Source organism: Corynebacterium humireducens NBRC 106098 = DSM 45392 (genome assembly GCF_000819445.1).
Lineage (GTDB): Bacteria > Actinomycetota > Actinomycetes > Mycobacteriales > Mycobacteriaceae > Corynebacterium > Corynebacterium humireducens.
Genome location: NZ_CP005286.1, coordinates 892,677 through 908,702 on the forward strand (window position 1 = coordinate 892,677; position 16,026 = coordinate 908,702).

The 16,026-nt window shown below is 68.8% G+C and carries 17 protein-coding genes; 7 read left to right on the forward strand and 10 right to left on the reverse strand.

Going from position 1 to position 16,026, the window contains the following annotated elements:
- Window positions 1-14 precede the first annotated feature (14 nt).
- The 4 genes from phoH2 to B842_RS04555 all read left to right on the forward strand — a co-directional run bounded on the left by phoH2 (window position 15) and on the right by B842_RS04555 (window position 3,436).
- Entirely contained in the window at window positions 15-1,388 is a 1,374-nt protein-coding gene (gene phoH2 / locus B842_RS04540; protein WP_052437741.1) for an RNA 5'-3' helicase PhoH2, read from the forward strand.
- An 83-nt stretch (window positions 1,389-1,471) separates the two neighbouring features.
- Window positions 1,472-2,029 (forward strand): GNAT family N-acetyltransferase, encoded by a 558-nt coding sequence (locus B842_RS04545; RefSeq protein WP_052437980.1) that lies wholly within the window; start codon window positions 1,472-1,474, stop codon window positions 2,027-2,029.
- A 114-nt stretch (window positions 2,030-2,143) separates the two neighbouring features.
- Window positions 2,144-2,719, forward strand: coding sequence for an META domain-containing protein (locus B842_RS13395; RefSeq protein ID WP_156119437.1), 576 nt, complete (start codon window positions 2,144-2,146; stop codon window positions 2,717-2,719).
- 282 nt (window positions 2,720-3,001) lie between these two features.
- Window positions 3,002-3,436, forward strand: a complete 435-nt coding sequence (locus B842_RS04555) for an META domain-containing protein (RefSeq protein ID WP_052437742.1) — start codon at window positions 3,002-3,004, stop codon at window positions 3,434-3,436.
- On the opposite strand, the gene B842_RS04560 is transcribed toward B842_RS04555, so the two are convergent.
- Genes B842_RS04560 through B842_RS04570 form a run of 3 tightly spaced genes read right to left on the reverse strand, consistent with a single transcriptional unit; the run spans window position 3,433 to window position 6,221 of the window.
- A complete protein-coding gene (locus B842_RS04560) occupies window positions 3,433-3,999 on the reverse strand; it encodes a hypothetical protein (RefSeq protein WP_040085433.1) in 567 nt (188 codons plus the stop codon). The genes B842_RS04555 and B842_RS04560 overlap by 4 nt on opposite strands.
- A gap of 3 nt (window positions 4,000-4,002) precedes the next feature.
- The gene (locus B842_RS04565) at window positions 4,003-5,562 is read right to left on the reverse strand and encodes an MDR family MFS transporter (RefSeq protein WP_040085435.1); all 1,560 of its coding nucleotides are present in this window, start codon (window positions 5,560-5,562) and stop codon (window positions 4,003-4,005) included.
- Window positions 5,556-6,221, reverse strand: coding sequence for a TetR/AcrR family transcriptional regulator (locus tag B842_RS04570; protein ID WP_052437743.1), 666 nt, complete (start codon window positions 6,219-6,221; stop codon window positions 5,556-5,558). Before B842_RS04570 ends, B842_RS04565 begins: the two co-directional genes overlap by 7 nt.
- Before the next feature lie 80 nt (window positions 6,222-6,301).
- On the opposite strand from B842_RS04570, the gene B842_RS04575 reads away from it, so the two are divergent.
- Window positions 6,302-7,276 carry a hypothetical protein gene (locus B842_RS04575; protein ID WP_040085436.1) on the forward strand — a complete coding sequence of 325 codons (975 nt, stop codon included), beginning with the start codon at window positions 6,302-6,304 and terminating at the stop codon, window positions 7,274-7,276.
- Here the strand turns inward: B842_RS04575 and B842_RS04580 are convergent.
- The 3 genes from B842_RS04580 to glpX form a co-directional block, all read right to left on the reverse strand.
- Complete coding sequence (locus B842_RS04580; RefSeq protein ID WP_040085437.1) at window positions 7,234-7,701, reverse strand: DUF2871 domain-containing protein; 468 nt, start codon at window positions 7,699-7,701, stop codon at window positions 7,234-7,236. The genes B842_RS04575 and B842_RS04580 overlap by 43 nt on opposite strands.
- Before the next feature lie 182 nt (window positions 7,702-7,883).
- Window positions 7,884-9,284 (reverse strand): class II fumarate hydratase, encoded by a 1,401-nt coding sequence (locus tag B842_RS04585; RefSeq protein WP_040085438.1) that lies wholly within the window; start codon window positions 9,282-9,284, stop codon window positions 7,884-7,886.
- Window positions 9,285-9,399: 115 nt separating this feature from the next.
- Entirely contained in the window at window positions 9,400-10,413 is a 1,014-nt protein-coding gene (glpX, locus tag B842_RS04590) for a class II fructose-bisphosphatase (protein WP_040085439.1), read from the reverse strand.
- A gap of 198 nt (window positions 10,414-10,611) precedes the next feature.
- Between glpX and B842_RS04595 the strand changes: the two genes are divergently transcribed.
- Window positions 10,612-11,205, forward strand: a complete 594-nt coding sequence (locus B842_RS04595; protein ID WP_082028371.1) for a DUF4245 domain-containing protein — start codon at window positions 10,612-10,614, stop codon at window positions 11,203-11,205.
- A 2-nt stretch (window positions 11,206-11,207) separates the two neighbouring features.
- Here B842_RS04595 and B842_RS04600 read toward each other — a convergent pair whose 3' ends face one another.
- Together B842_RS04600 and xseA are read right to left on the reverse strand one after the other, a co-directional pair.
- Window positions 11,208-11,465, reverse strand: a complete 258-nt coding sequence (locus tag B842_RS04600) for an exodeoxyribonuclease VII small subunit (RefSeq protein ID WP_040085442.1) — start codon at window positions 11,463-11,465, stop codon at window positions 11,208-11,210.
- 28 nt (window positions 11,466-11,493) lie between these two features.
- Complete coding sequence (gene xseA, locus B842_RS04605; RefSeq protein ID WP_040085443.1) at window positions 11,494-12,735, reverse strand: exodeoxyribonuclease VII large subunit; 1,242 nt, start codon at window positions 12,733-12,735, stop codon at window positions 11,494-11,496.
- An 83-nt stretch (window positions 12,736-12,818) separates the two neighbouring features.
- Here xseA and B842_RS04610 point away from each other — a divergent pair, with 83 nt between their 5' ends.
- Window positions 12,819-13,766, forward strand: a complete 948-nt coding sequence (locus tag B842_RS04610; RefSeq protein WP_040085444.1) for a 4-hydroxy-3-methylbut-2-enyl diphosphate reductase — start codon at window positions 12,819-12,821, stop codon at window positions 13,764-13,766.
- A gap of 62 nt (window positions 13,767-13,828) precedes the next feature.
- On the opposite strand, the gene B842_RS04615 is transcribed toward B842_RS04610, so the two are convergent.
- Window positions 13,829-15,172 (reverse strand): YkvI family membrane protein, encoded by a 1,344-nt coding sequence (locus tag B842_RS04615; protein ID WP_040085445.1) that lies wholly within the window; start codon window positions 15,170-15,172, stop codon window positions 13,829-13,831.
- Window positions 15,173-15,288: 116 nt separating this feature from the next.
- Window positions 15,289-16,020, reverse strand: coding sequence for a DUF6542 domain-containing protein (locus B842_RS04620; protein WP_052437744.1), 732 nt, complete (start codon window positions 16,018-16,020; stop codon window positions 15,289-15,291).
- Between the last annotated feature and the right edge of the window lie 6 nt (window positions 16,021-16,026).

The window sequence follows — 16,026 nt, forward strand, 5'->3', positions numbered from 1 at the left end:
CTGGGGAGCCTGCCATGACCGAGCCGATCACCGCCCACCTGCCCGCGCACGAGCTGGACACACGCCGGGACGTCATCACCCGCACCTACGTCATCGATACCTCGGTGCTGTTGTCTGACCCGTGGGCCCTGCGCAAGTTCGCCGAACACGAGGTTGTCCTACCCGTGGTCGTGATCACCGAACTGGAGGCCAAACGACACCACCCCGAACTGGGCTGGTTCGCCCGCCAGGCCCTCCGGATGCTCGAGGACCTGCGCTCCACCTACGAGAGGCTCGACCAGCCCGTGCCCGTCAACGTCGACGGCGGCACCCTGCGCGTCGAACTCAACCACCAGGACCAGTCGCAGCTGCCCGCCGCCTTCCGCGGCACCGAGGGTGACCACCGCATCCTCGCCTGCGCCCTCAACCTGCAGCGCGAGGGCCACGACACGACGCTGGTGACCAAGGACGTGCCGCTGCGCGTCAAGGCCGGTGCCGTCGGTCTCGACGCCGACGAGTACCACGCCCAGGACGTCGTGCTCACCGGCTACACCGGCATGGCCACGGTCCACACCGACGCAGAGACCGTCGACCGGCTGTACCGGGAGGGGGAGGTGACCCTCGACGACGCCGCCACGACCGACGCCAGGGACTTCGTCGCCGAACTGCCCGTCCACTGCGGCATCACGCTGACCACCTCCACCCAGTCGGCGCTGGGCCGCATCACCGCCGACGGCGCCATCCGTCTCGTGCGCGGCGACCAGAACGCCTTCGGCCTGCAGGGTCGTTCCGCGGAGCAGCGCATCGCGCTGGATCTGCTGCTGGACAACCACGTGGGGATCATCTCCATCGGCGGCCGCGCCGGCACCGGCAAGTCCGCCCTCGCCCTGTGCGCCGGACTGGAGGCGGTGCTCGAACGTAACGAGCACCGCCGCATCGTCGTCTTCCGTCCCCTCTACGCCGTCGGCGGCCAGAACCTCGGCTACCTGCCCGGCTCCGAGACGGACAAGATGAACCCGTGGGCGCAGGCGGTGTTCGACACCCTCGACGGGCTGGTCTCCGACAACGTCATGGAGGAGATCCAGGCCCGCGACCTCATCGAGGTCCTGCCGCTCACCCACATTCGGGGCCGCTCGCTCCACGACTCCTTCGTCATCGTCGACGAGGCCCAGTCGCTGGAGCGCAACGTCCTGCTCACGGTGCTCTCCCGGCTCGGCCGCGGCTCCCGGGTGGTGCTCACCCACGACGTCGCCCAGCGCGACAACCTGCGGGTAGGACGTCACGACGGCGTGCAGGCGGTGATCGAGAAGCTCAAGGACCACGAGCTCTTCGCCCACATCACCCTGCAGCGTTCCGAGCGCTCCGCCATCGCGGAACTGGTCACCGACCTGCTCGAGGATGGACGCTAGCCCTTCCGGGGGAGAGGACGGACACCTGGCCCGCGGACGCGTTCCGTTTGCGGGCCCTCGTGGACGTGGGAGACAATCTCCGCATGGCAGACGCGACCTTCACGCTCCGACCCATCCGGCCCGAGGACTACCCTCAGGTCCGCTCCATCTACGAGACGGGGCTGGAGTCCGGCCACGCCACCTACGAGACGAAGGCCCCCACCTGGGAGCAGTTCACGCAGGCCAAGATCATGGAGACCGTGTTCGTCGCTGTCGAGAACGACAACCCCGACAAGCTCCTCGGCTGGGTGGCGGCCGCCCCCATCTCCTCACGCTCCGTGTTCCACGGCGTGGTGGAGAACTCCATCTACATCCACCCCGACGGCCGCGGCCGCGGCGTCGCCGGAGCCCTCCTGGACAAGCTCATCGAGGTGTGCCAGGACCTGCACAAGTGGGGCATCCACGCGTGGGTGTTCCCGGAGAACACCGGCTCCGCCCGACTGCACATGTCCCGTGGCTTCGAGAAGGTCGGCACCTTCCGGCACCTTGCCAAGATGACCTACGGCGACCTCGCCGGCCAGTGGCGCGACACCGACATCTACGAGAAGCTGCTCCCCAAGCCGGGCGAGGGCGGCGAGGACGGCGAGGAGACCGACAGCTAGGCGGGCCGGCGACCCTGTGAATCGTCGCCCGGTGTCCCGGGAACCCAGGAAGTGACCCACGGCATACGGTAGGTTCGTGCATGACACTGATTCCTGCAGAAAGTGACACCTCCCATGCTCCGTCTCCGAGCGGTCTCCCTTCTCGCCGCCTGTTCACTGGCCGTCGCCGGCGCAGGTGTCCCCTCAGCCGCAGCCGCCCCGGGACCGCTGGGGTCCTCTGCTGCGGCCGCGGATGAGTGGGTGCCGACCCCGCGTCCCGAGCGCGCCCCGCAGCCCGTGCCACTGCCCACCCCGGAACCTGCGCCGAAGCCGGAGCCTGGACCGAAGCCGTGGCCTGTGCTGACGCCTGAGCCCACGCCGACCCCCAGCCCCCGGCCCGGGCCCACGCCCTCCCCGGTGGGGGTGTGGGGCACCGGGGAAGGGGAACAGCCCCGGATCCACATCCAGGCCGACGGCAGGCTCGGCGGCAACGACGGCTGCAACGCCTTCGGCACCACCTGGCGTGAGTCGGGGGACGACACCATCATCATCGAGACCGACGAGTGGATCTCCACCCAGATGTACTGCGGCTGGGAGTGGTTCCCGGCGGCTCGGTCGGGCAAGGTCAACGGTGACGTCATGACCTTCTCCGACGAGTCGGGCAAGGTCATCGGCACGCTCACGCGCCAGGTGACGGAGACCCGCCCCTAGGCGTCGTCACGTCGCCCGGGGCTCCCGGTGCAGACGCCACCCACCCGGTCCTCGGGTGGGTGGCGTCAGTGTTTCTGCGTGGAGGATGTAGGGCGATCAGGGCGAAAGCGGGCATTCCCGGCTGTGTCCTCCATGGCCACCTGCACTTCGGGTGCGTCCACGGTCCGGTCCCCGGGCACGGGTCGGCAAAACGGCGTCGCGACGCGGCGGAGAGACCCTAGCGCGGAGGGAATCGGGGGCGTACTGTCGGGAACATATAATCCCCATGGAAAGTGAGCCATCATGTCCCGTCGTATCGTCACCTCTGTCCTCGCTGTCGCTCTGCTCGGTGCCGTCGGGGGCGTGGCTCCCGTGGCCACCGCCTCCTCCCTGCCGGATCTGCGGGGCCTGTCCTCGGTGCTGAACCCGGGGGCGCCGTCCGGTCCGGTCGGTGAGTGGGGGTCGCCCCTGCCGCGGCAGCCGCGCATCACGGTCCACGCCGACGGCACCCTCGGCGGCAATGACGGATGCAACACCTTCGGCACCACCTGGCGTGAGTCGGGGGACAACAGCATCATCATCGAGACCGACGAGTGGATCTCCACCCAGATCTACTGCGGCTGGGAGTGGTTCCCGGCGGCCCGCAGCGCCACGATCAACGGTCCCGTCATGACGGTCTTCGACGGTGACGGCGAGCGCATCGGCGAGCTGTTCCGCCTGGGCGCCGGCCTCTCCTAGTCGGAGGGGAACAGCAGCCCCAGGATCGAGGGGGAGCGGGTGACCGGCTCCGGACACCCGCTGGAGAACTGCCGGGCTGACTGGAGCTCCCGGTCCCCGGTGGGGGAAGGTTGCCCCAGGGCGATGGCCCCCGGCGCCAGTACCTCCAGCTCGGCATCCGCCACCTCGGAGGAGCGGAAGCGGTAGGCCTCGGGGCGGGCGTGGAGTTCCGCGTCGACGCTGATCATGTGTTTGTCGACGTCCCCCGGCGCCCCCTCCTTCTCCAACGTCCAGCCGTGCGGTGGCGGCGTGCCAGGCTCGAAGGCGGCCACACCGGTGAAGGGTGCGGTCGCCTTGTAGGAGAACGTGTGCCCGTCTGCCGTGACCTCTACCCGCGTCACGGTCTCCCCGCAGGTGTTGATGTGCGCCGTCCGGCCGCCGTCCCCGTCGTGGGAGACCCCGGACTGGCCGACGTAGGTGGTCTCCCCGATGGCCCCGATTGCGCTGAGCACCAGGGGAGAGGCGACCAGCCCCACCACCGTGAGGAGGGTGAGCAGGAGGAGCGTCGGTCGGGCGTGCCGCATGAGCTACTCGATCGTCTCCTTGAGCTTGTCCTCGCGGATGGGCAGGAGCAGCAGGAGGGCGAGGATGGTGAGGGGGACCATGAGCAGGTACACGGGGGTCAGTCCGTCGTTGTAGCTCGACAGCACGACCTCGCGGATCGGGCCGGGCAGTTGCACGACGGAGGCCGGCGTCAGAGAGTTCGCCGCCCCGCCACCCTCGGAGAAGGCCTCGGCGTAGGCCGCACCCTGCGGGCCCATCCGGGCGAAGGTGCCCGGGAGGCGTTCCGCCAGGTGGGACTGCAGGTTGTGGATGAACATCGAGCCGACCAGCGAGGCACCCAGGGAGGAGCCGATCTGGCGGAAGAAGTTGTTCGACGCGGTGGCGGTGCCGACCATGGTGATGGGGAAGGAGTTCTGCACGATGAGGACGAGCACCTGCATGACCAGGCCGAGTCCGAAGCCGAAGACGAAGAACAGGGCGCCCAGCTGCACGAGGGTCGTCTCCACGGAGAGGCGGGAGAGCAGGAACAGGGCGACGCTGATCACGCCCATGCCGACGATCGGGTACCACTTGTAGTTGCCGTGGCGGGAGATGAAGTACCCGGAGACCGTCGAGGTGCCGATCATGCCGAGCATCATGGGGATCATCATGAGGCCGGCGTCGGTCGGGGTCAGTGTGTGCACCATCTGCAGGTAGGTGGGCAGGTAGCCGAGTGCGCCGATCATCGCCAGGCCCATGATGGTGCCCGCGGCGGTGGTGAGCACCATGTTGCGGTTGCGGAACAGTTCCATGGGGATGAGCGGGTTCTGCGCCCGCAGTTCCACCACGACGAAGAGGATCGCGCCGATGACGGTGGTGGCGATGAGGCTGAGGATGACCGGGTGGTTCCACTCGTACTCGAGGCCGCCCCAGGTGGTGAACAGCACCAGGGAGGCGGTGGTGACGGTCATGAGCAGTGTGCCCAGCCAGTCGAAGCTGCCGGTCGCCCGGCCGCGACGCAGGCGGAGGACGAGCAGGGAGATGGTGAAGGCGAGGATGCCGAGGGGGACGTTGATCCACAGTCCCCAGCGCCAGCCGGGGCCGTCGGTGAACCAGCCGCCGAGTACGGGTCCGAGGACGGAGCTGAGTCCGAAGGTGGCGCCCATGACGCCCATGAACTTGCCGCGTTCGCGGGCGGAGACGACCTCGGCGACGATCGCCTGGGAGGTGACCATCATGCCGCCGGCGCCGAATCCCTGGATCGCGCGCGCGAGGATGAGCAGCTCCATCGACTGGGCGAAGCCGCCCATGGTGGAGCCGATGACGAACACGGCGATGCCGAAGAGGTAGAGCCACTTGCGGCCGAGCATGTCGCCGACCTTGCCGAAGATGGGCATGGCGATGGTCATGGCGACCATGAAGCCGGAGATGAGCCAGCTCATGTGGTTGACGCCGCCGAGTTCACCGACGATGGTCGGCATGGCGGTGGAGAAGATCATCTGGCCCAGGGAGCTCATCAGCATGGTGGTGAGCAGGGCGACGAAGACGAGCCCGACGCGGGGTGCCTGGGTCGGGGCGGGTGCCTGTTCGGCGGTGGTCACCATGGCAGCTCCTTCGCTAGGTGGGTGATGATGGCGCCGGTCTCCGGCAGGCCGAGGGCCCGCTCGGGGGTGGCGGCCGGGCAGTGGGTGAGGCGGTGGAGGTGCATCCACACGGTCTCACGGATGAGTCCGGAGATGATCGCCGCCTCCACGGGGACGGGTTGGTCGGGGAGGCGGCGGTCGGCGGGGTGGTTCTCGAGGTGCTTCTCGACGAGCCCGTGCACCAGCGCCGACTGCTCCCGGAAGCGGTTGACGGACATGAGTGCCACCGTCGGTTCGGCGGCGAAGATGCGGTGCCTCCGGGCGCGGACGGTGGCGAGGTGGTCGGCGTCGGCGCCGGCCTCGAGGTCCTCGCTCTCGGCGTCGTCGACGGAGGCGGCGATGTGCTCGAGCGCGGAGCGCACGAGGTTGTCGGACGGCGTCGTGAGGAACTCCGCCTGCCGTTCAGGGGAGAGCATCATCGGCGGGCGGCCGAGGACGGCCTCGTCCTTGGATTCCATGTAGTTGAAGAAGGTGCGCCGGGAGATCTCCGCGTCGCGGCAGATGTCCTCGACGGTGACGTTGTCGAACCCGTGCTTCTCGACGAGGCCGGTCGCCGCGTCCTCGATACGTCGGAGGGTGGCCCGTCGTTTGCGTTCGCGCAGGGGAGTCGTGTCGTTCATAAGATATGATGTTACACCGGGTGCACGTTTGCACTCAAGTGCAAAGTTTCGGGCAGTCGATACAGGTAGTCTCGGAGGCGATGATTCTCCGCCGCCTCCGTCGCCTGCGCGACCGGACTCGACCTGACCTGCACTTCCCCGGACTGACGAGGGGGCAGGCGGGCGAGCTCCGCTCCGCGCTGCGCCGCACCCTCGCCGAAAAGGGGGCCACCGTGCGTTACGACGGTCGCCACGCCGTCATCGAGCACCCCCGCCACGGACGGTTCACCGTCAACCTGGAGAACCTCATCGGCGACGTCGCCGCCTCCCAGCACCCCAAGGCGGCCCGCTCCATGGCCCGGGCCTTCGCCTCCTCCGTGCTCGACGCCGAGCACTCGGAGACGCTCGGCACCGCCGACCTCTACGCCCGTCTGCGCCTGCGGGTCGCCCCCACGACCCACCTCGTGCCCGAGGAGGAGGAGGTCATCACCGCGGCCACCCTGCACGGCTTCACGCAGGACACCGCGGTCACCCTCGTCCTGGACACCGAACGCTCCATCCAGACCATGCCCCTGGACCGGCTGCGCCGACACGATGACCTGGACACGCTGGTCCGCGCGGCGCGCAACAACCTGCGGAGTGAACTGCTCGACCTCACCGTCCACGCCCAGGTCCACCCCGGCTCCGAGGAGCACCCCGGGGCCCGCTTCCGCTCCTTCGAGTCGGCCAGCTACTACACGGCGTCCGCCGCGATCCTGCTCGCGGAGATCCTGCCCGCCTGGGCCCCCGACCTGGACCTCTCCCGCGGCGTGCTCTTCGCGATGCCGACCCGCCACATCCTGCTTGTCCGGGAGGTCACCACCGGCGAGGACCTGCTCGAGGGGCTGGGACGACTGGCGCCCGTCGCCGCCCAGGTGGCGGTCGACGGGTCGCACTCGGTCTCCCCGCTGCTGCACCTGTGGCACGACGGGGAGATCACCACGCTGACCTCCTTCAATCAGGAGGCGCGGGAACTCAGGATCACCCCGACGCCCTACCTGCTCGAGCTCATGGCCGGGGAGGACGGCGCGTTCTGACGCTCGGCGGCGGAGACCTGCTTCACGCGGTCGCCGAGCACCTTGAACAGCATGGCCAGGCCGAGCGACATGATGATGTGGCCCAGGCCGGCGATTCCCGAGATCGCGGCGTCCGGCATCGGCAGCTCGCCGCCGTCGACCTGCAGCAGACCACGCACCACCATGAGCGTCACCGTCAGGGCGAGGCCCACGTTATAGACCCACAGGGTGGAGCTGAAGAGCTTGTGGCCGCTGAGCTGGAAACCCCGGTCCAGGGCCAGCAGCACCAGGTGCACGATGAGGCCGAGGGTGAGCATGTGCGTGTGCAGGGTCGACAACTGCGTGGTGCCGGTGAAGTCGGCCAGCTTCGTCCACTCGCGGTAGAACACGCCGGACACCAGGCCGAGGATGAGCCAGGTGAGTGCGAGGTTGTACAGGGTCTTCAAGGGGGATCACTTCCAGGTGGTGGGGCGGATGGTTCCCCTCAACCATAAGTTGGACACCCGGCCCATCACCAGGCGAATCCGGTCTTCCCCGGGAGAATCAACCGATCCATGTACCCCGGCACGGGGAACGCCCCGGGCGTTCCTGCAGGGGGAACACCCGGGGCGTCGGAAAGCGGCGGTGACTAGTCGCGGTCGGTGTTGGCCATCGCGAGGACGTCGAGACGCTTGTCCAGCTCCTCCTCGGTGAGCTTCTCGCCGTCGACGAAGCCCATGTCGATGACGGTCTGGCGGATGGTCTTGCCCTCGGCCAGAGCGGCCTTGGCGACCTTGGCGGCGTTCTCGTAACCGATCGCGGAGTTCAGCGGGGTCACGATGGACGGGGAGGACTCGGCCAGGGTGCGCATGCGCTCGACGTTCGGCTCGATGCCGTCGACGAGACGCTCCGCGAAGACGCGGGCGGTGTTGGCCAGCAGGCGGGAGGACTCGAGGACGTTGCGTGCCATGACCGGGATGAACACGTTGAGCTCGAACTGGCCCTGGGAACCGGAGAAGGCGACGGCGGCGTCGTTGCCGATGACCTGAGCGGAGACCTGGGTGGCGGTCTCACACAGGACCGGGTTGACCTTGCCCGGCATGATGGAGGAGCCCGGCTGCAGGTCCGGCAGGTGGATCTCGGCGAAACCGGTCAGCGGGCCGGAGCCCATGAGGCGGATGTCGTTGGCGATCTTGTACAGGGAGACCGCCACGGTGCGCATGGCGCCGGAGAACTCGACGAGGGCGTCGCGGTTGGCCTGCGCCTCGAAGTGGTTCTTGGCCTCGGAGAGCTGGGTGACGCCGGTCAGGTCGACGAGGACCTCGGTGACCTTGGCGCCGAACTCGGCCGGGGTGTTCAGGCCGGTGCCCACGGCGGTGCCGCCGATCGGCAGCTCACCGAGACGCTCGACGGTGGACTCGATGCGCTCGATGCCCAGCTCGATCTGGCGTGCGTAGCCGCCGAACTCCTGGCCCAGGGTGACCGGGACGGCGTCCATGAGGTGAGTACGACCGGACTTGACGATCTCCTTCCACTCCACGGCCTTCTTGGCCAGGGACTCCTGCAGCACCTTCAGGCCCGGGATCAGGTCGTTGACGGCGGCCTCGGTGGCGGCGACGTGGGTGGCGGTCGGGAAGGTGTCGTTGGAGGACTGCCCCATGTTGACGTGGTCGTTCGGGTGGACCTCGACGCCGTTCTTCTTGGCGATGGAGGCGATGACCTCGTTGGTGTTCATGTTGGAGGAGGTGCCGGAGCCGGTCTGGAACACATCGATCGGGAACTCGGCGTCGTGCTTGCCGTCCGCAATCTCCTGGGCGGCGGCGATGATGGCGTCAGCCTGCTCGGTCGGCAGCAGTCCGAGATCCTTGTTGGCCTGGGCGCAGGCGGCCTTCAGCAGACCCATGGCGCGGATCTGCGCGGACTCGAGGCCACGGAAGGAGATCGGGAAGTTCTCCACGGCACGCTGGGTCTGGGCCTGCCACAGTGCGTTCACCGGGACCTTGACCTCACCCATGGTGTCGTGTTCGATGCGGAATTCCTGCTCGGTCATGGATAACCACCTTTATGTATCTGTAGTTAGGACGTGGGAAACTGGCCCGGCGGAGTGCAACTACTGCGAGGGACGCCGGGGAGAGTCCCCTCACAGTATGGCCGAAAAATCCGGACTAGGCGGACGGATTCTTGGAGTAGTCGATCACGGAGTACTCCTGCAGCTTCGCCAGCTGGTGACGGGACTCCACGAAACGGACGGTGCCGGACTTGGAACGCATGACCAGGGAACGGGTCGTCGCGCCGTTGGCACGGTAGGAGACACCACGCAGCATGTCGCCGTTGGTGACGCCGGTGGCGGCGAAGAAGCAGTTGTCGGAGGAGACCAGGTCGTTGATGCCCAGGACACGGTCCAGGTCGTGGCCGGCCTCACGGGCGCGGCCTGCCTCGGCGTCGTCGATCGGCCACAGCTTGCCCTGGATCTCGCCGCCCATGCACTTCAGTGCACACGCGGTGATGATGCCCTCCGGGGTGCCGCCGATGCCCATGGCGATGTCGATGGAGTTGGAGTCCTGCGCGGCGGCGATGGCGCCGGCGACGTCACCGTCACGGATGAGGCGGACCTTGGCGCCTGCGCGGCGGATGTCGGCGATGAGCTCGACGTGGCGCGGGCGGTCCAGCACGATGACGGTCACATCGGAGGAGGCGATGCCCTTGGCCTTGGCCACGGCGTTGATGTTGTGGGCGACCGGGGCCTCGATGTCGACGACACCGGCGGCCTCCGGGCCGACGGCGATCTTGTCCATGTAGAACACGGCGGACGGGTCATACATGGAGTGGCGGTCCGCGGCGGCGATGACGGAGATGGCGTTCGGGCGGCCCTCGGCCATCAGGGTGGTGCCGTCGACCGGGTCCACGGCGATGTCGACCTCGGGGCCGTCGCCGGTGCCGACGTTCTCACCGTTGAACAGCATCGGGGCCTCGTCCTTCTCGCCCTCACCGATCACGACCACGCCGTTCATGTTCACGGAGTTGATGAGCTGGCGCATCGCGTCCACCGCTGCACCGTCACCCTCCTCCTTCATGCCACGGCCGACCCAGCGACCCGATGCCAGCGCAGCTGCCTCGGTGACGCGGACGAGCTCCATCGCGAGGTTGCGGTCGGGTACTTCCGTACGGGGTGCATTCATGGTCAGTGGCCTCCTGCAGGCGGGTTCTTGTATGACAGCGTGCTTCTTCGGGGCGGCGGATGGTTCTCCGCCCGCCTCCTCGCTATTGTTCCACCGATTCGGGCTGCTCGTGTGGGTTTGACCACCCGAAAGAGGGGGCTGGCTCACAACCCCTGACGCAGATACCGCTCCGGGGGCCCGTCTGACATACTTGTCGGCGTGTCTGCAGCGGAAAAGCCCAGGATCTTCCAGGACGGCCGGGACATGTTCCTGTCCCTGGCCCTCATCGTCGTCCTCATGGTCGTCAGCGTCGGCGCCACCGGACTGTGCACCTATGAACCGGGTGCCCCCGAGGGTGGTCCCGTCCGCGAGGTCGACGCCCACACCTTCATGGACCTGGAGGCCCGCTCGGCGGCCTTCCCCGTCCGCATGCCGGAGAACCCCGACGGCTGGGTGACCAACTCCGCCCGGCGCGGCCAGGTCAACAGGACCCCCGCCCCGATCGTCGGCTGGGTCACCGCGGACCGCGGCTACATCCAGTTCACCCAGACCGGCGAGCTTCTCGACGACGCCGTGCGCGGCATCGACCCGCACCCGCGGGAGCTCGACCGCACCCTCCGGGTCGCCAACCACGAGGTGCAGGTCTACCACTCCGACGAGTCCGACGTGCGTGACCTGTGGGTCGTCGACATGGGTGACTCCCGCCTGCTGTTCTCCGGTGCCGGCCGGGACGAGGAGTTCGAGACCATCATCACGGCCGTCGTCGAGTCCGCGCCGCTGCCGGCCGCGCCGGCGCAGCCGCAGGGCCAGTAGCGTCAGGCCTCCGGTTCGGCGGCCCGCCCCAGGGCCTCCTCCACGCGGCGGGAGGCGCCGTCGAGGTGCTCCTCGCAGCGGCGGGCCAGCGCCTCGCCGCGCTCCCAGTAGCGCAGGGACTCGTCGAGTCCCATCTGCCCCAGCTCGAGGATCTTCACGGTCTCGATGAGTTCGTTGCGGGCCTGCTCGTAGCTCAGCGTGCTCACGTCCGGGAAGGCGTCGGGGCCTGCCTGGCCGCTGCCGATGGTGTTGTCGTTCATGATTCCTTCTTCGTGGGTCGGGGGAGGGTCAGTCTGCCGGCGTCGCGGACATGCCCGCGGCCGTGATGGAGCCGTCCGCCACGCGGATGCGCAGCTGACTGCCCGGCGGGGCCTGGTTGATGCTCATGACCACCTCGGGCGGCGTGCCGTCGCGCGGGACGACCTGCACCACGGCGTAGCCGCGGGACAGGGTGGCGGCCGGTCCCAGGGCGGCGACCCGCGCACGCAGTGACGCCACCTGGGCGGTCTCGGTGTTGAGCAGGTACTGCACGTCCCGGCGGAGGATGGCCACCGCACGGTCGATCTCCTCCCGGCGCTGCCGGATCGGGGTCATCGGGTCTGCCAGGGCGGGGCGGGAGCGTATCGACGCCAGCCCCTGCCTCTCCCGCTCCACCCAGCCGCGCAGGGCCGCCGCCATCCGGGAGCGGGCCTCGGCGACGAGGGCGCGTTCCTCCGCCACGTCCGGCACCACCCGCTTGGCGGCGTCGGTCGGGGTGGCGGCGCGCAGGTCGGCGACGTTGTCGAGCACCGGGTTGTCCGGTTCATGGCCGATCGCCGAGACCACCGGGGTGCGCGCCGCGGCGACCGCGCGCTGCAGCGCCTCCTCGGAGAAGGGGAGCAGGTCCTCGACGGACCCGCCGCCCCGGGCGATGATGATGACGTCGACGAGGGGGTCGTCGTCAAGCACCTGCAGCGCGGCGATGATCTCCGGCACCGCCGTCGCCCCCTGGACCGGCGTGTTGATGACGCGGAAGTCGACCGCCGGCCAGCGGTCCCGCGCCACGGACAGGACGTCGCGTTCGGCGGCGGAACCCCGGCCGGTGATGAGGCCCACCCGCCGCGGCAGGTAGGGGAGCGGCTTCTTGCGGGCGGGGTCGAAGAGCCCCTCGGCGGCGAGCTGGGCGCGCAGACGCTCGATGCGGGCGAGCAGCTCACCGATGCCCACCGGACGGATCTCCGTGACCCACAGCGAGAAGGAGCCGCGTCCCTCGTAGAAGGCGGGGCGACCGTGGATGACCACCCGGTCGCCGTCGCGCAGGGGCGAGGGCATTCCCTGGATGAGGGAGGTCGAGGCGGTGAGCTGCACGGAGGTCTCGGACTCCGTGTCACGCAGCGTCAGATAGGACAGCCTCCACGACGGCTTCATGTTCACCTGCGTGAGCTGCCCCTCCACCCACACCGTGCCCAGACGCTGGATCCAGCCCTTGACCTCGGCGTTGAGCCGCCGGACCGGCCACGGAGCCTCCGACGTGGACTTCCCACCCGTCATGTGACACTCCTGACAATGCATTCCCGGGACAGTGACGAGTCCCCAGTCTAGGCTTAACGCCTCCCGTTGGTTAGGGTGGGGCCATGAGCGAAAAGAAGATCCTCCTCGCCGCCCCCCGCGGCTACTGTGCCGGTGTGGACCGTGCGGTCGAGACCGTTGAGAAGGCGCTGGAGAAGTACGGCGCCCCCGTCTACGTGCGCAAGGAGATCGTGCACAACCGTTACGTCGTCGACAGCCTCGCCGAGCGGGGTGCCGTGTTCGTCGACGAGACCGATGAGGTCCCCGAGGGCTCCCACCTGGTGTTCTCCGCCCACGGCGTGTCCCCGGCCGTCCACGAGGAGGCCGCCGCCCTCAACCTCCAGACCCTCGACGCGACCTGCCCGCTGGTGACCAAGGTCCACAACGAGGTCAAGCGCTTCGTCCGCGACGGCTACCAGATCCTCTTCATCGGCCACGAGGGCCACGAGGAGGTCGAGGGCACCATGGGTGAGGCCCCCGACCACACGCACCTGGTCGACGGCCTCGAGGGCGTCGACACGCTCCCCGATTTCCCCGCCGACCAGCCGCTCATCTGGCTGTCCCAGACGACCCTCTCGGTCGATGAGACCCTGGAGATCGTCGCCGCCCTCAAGCGCCGCTTCCCGGACCTGCAGGACCCGCCGTCCGACGACATCTGCTACGCCACCCAGAACCGCCAGGTCGCGGTCAAGGCGATCGCCCCGAAGTGCGAGCTCATGATCGTGGTCGGCTCGCAGAACTCCTCCAACTCCAAGCGCCTCGTCGAGGTCGCCCTGGACGCGGGGGCCGACGCCGGTCACCTCATCGACTTCGCCCACCAGATCGACGACGCCTGGCTCGAGGGGGTCGACACCATCGGCATCTCCTCCGGTGCCTCCGTCCCGGAGATCCTCGTTCAGGACGTGCTGAAGTACCTCGCCGAGCGTGGCTACGGTGACGTCGAGGAGGTCACCACCGCCGCCGAGACCATCGTCTTCTCGCTGCCGCGCGTGCTGCGTCCGGCACGCACCTAGGATCTCTGCTCAGCGACGCCCGTGGGGCCCGCAGGCTGTGGCCTGCGGGCCCCACGTCTGTCTCAGGACCTCCGCTTGGACCCGTCCGCTTCCTCACCGGGGGCGACCGGCTCGGTGTGCTCCACGTAGACGAGGTTCACCGGCGGGTCATCGGGGTCGTAGTCGAGGTCGGCGTCGGCGAGCAGCTCGGAGGTCATGTCCTCCTCGAGCGCCGCGATGAACTCCTTGTCCGGGACGTTGGACTCCCGGATCAGACGCTGCAGCTCCCGCTGGTTCTTGCGGGTGTAGCGCTTGCGTGGATCGAGCTTGCGGGCCAGCAGCACGCGGGCCCGCAGACGGCGTCTGCCCTCCGTACTCACCTTCTCCCGGCCGCGCAGCCACGCCACCGAGATGACGAAGAGCATGAGGATGCCCAGGTAGCCCAGCACCGGGTACACGTAGGAGACCAGGTCACGGAAGCCCACGAAGCTGAGGCCGAAGCCGATGACGCAGGCGACGATGAACACCGGGCGGAAGAGCGCCGGCTTCCGGCGCGTGAGACGCCGCCCCAGCGCGTAGAACATGCCGATCGCGGTGTTGAAGATCATGCCGAAGACCACGAACGTCATCACCACACCCAGAATCGGGTGGAGCTGGTTGATGAGCGCCAGGACGGGCAGCTCCTCGCGGCCGACGGTGCTCACGGAGACGAACAGCGCGAGTACCAGCAGCATGAGCATGAGCAGGAAGAAGAAGCCGCCGATGAGCCCGCCGAGGCCGGCGGCGCGGGTGTCGAGGTTGGCGCCGCCGATGACGATCGCCATGGACACGGCCGTCATGATGGACAACCCGACGTAGTTCAGGGCGGCCAGCCACCAGTTGGGCAGCGAGGTGACGACGGTCGCCGACACCAGGTTGAGCGTGCTCCAGTCCGGGTTGGCGGTGGCCAGTGTCCACGCGGTCGCACCGACGATGAACACGATGACGAACGGGGTGATCGCCCCGATGACGGTGGACACCTTGTCGACGTCGAGCATGCCCGCCACCAGGACCAGCGCCAGCATGACCGTCGCGCCGATCCACGAGGGGATGCCGAACTGCTGCTGCAGGTTGGCGCCGCCGCCGGCGAACATGACGAAGCCGATGCAGAAGAGGGTGACGATCGTGGAGACGTCGAGGATCCACGACGTCACCCGGCTGCTGATCCGTCCGAGGACCGCGGTGTGCTCGGTGGCCTGGTAGTAGCTGCCCAGCTGGAGGACGGCGATGCCGGTGACCGTCATGAGCACCGAGGCGAGCACGGCACCACAGATGCCGCGGGTGCCGAAGGCGACGAAATACTGGAGCGCCTCCTGGCCGGAGGCGAAACCTGCGCCGACGATGAGGCCGATGAAGGCCATCGAGATACCCAGCGCTCTTCTGAACATGAGAAAACACTCCCGAGATAGGTCGTCTACCTTCCAGTAAACGCCATCCGGGAGTGAAAGTCATGCGTGGTCGAGCATGCGACGCGGGCCGCTTGCGGGGGCTGTGTCAGCTGTGGTCAGCTGTAGAGGTCGTCGTCGAAGCGACGGCGGCGACGCGGCTCGGGACGCTGCTGCTGCGGCACCTCCCGCTGCTGGCGCTGTTCCCGCGGGGGCACGGCGCGGCGTGCGGCCTGCCGACGGGGCGTCTGGCGGGCCTCCTCCGGGCGACGGGCCTGACGCTCACGGTTGCGGGCGAGCAGCTCCTCGACGGTGACCTGGTTGGTGCGCCGCCGCGCCCGGGAGACGGTGTCGCGGTTGCGCCGGTTGGCCTCGGCGGTGCGACGGCGGTCCTGCATCTCGGCGGACTGGGCGGCCCGGCCGGAGCGGTGGGAGAGCCAGACACGCAGCAGCGCGATGGCGGCGGCCGCCGAGGTGACGGACATCAGCGCCGGGAAGAACTGGGCGAGGGGGAAGACGGCGGTGGCGATGCTCGTCATCGAGAACGCGGCGGTGCCCTCCGAGGCGAGGGAGCGGGTCACGGCCCACGCGGAGACGACCGTCATGACGCCGAAGAGCAGCGGGATCGACGCGACGGTGAGGAACAACCCCCGGACCTCGGTGACGAGTGCGACGACGAGGGCGGCGACACCGAAGCACAGCAGGTACGGCAGGCCGACGGCCTGACCGTTGATGCTCAGCAGCAGGCCGGTGACGAGGGCCGCGAGGACGATGGCGATGCCGGACCAGGTCGGCAGACCGGTGCTGCGGGCGCGGGACCGGCTTCGACTCCGGTGGCTGGGGGTGGACACGGGGAC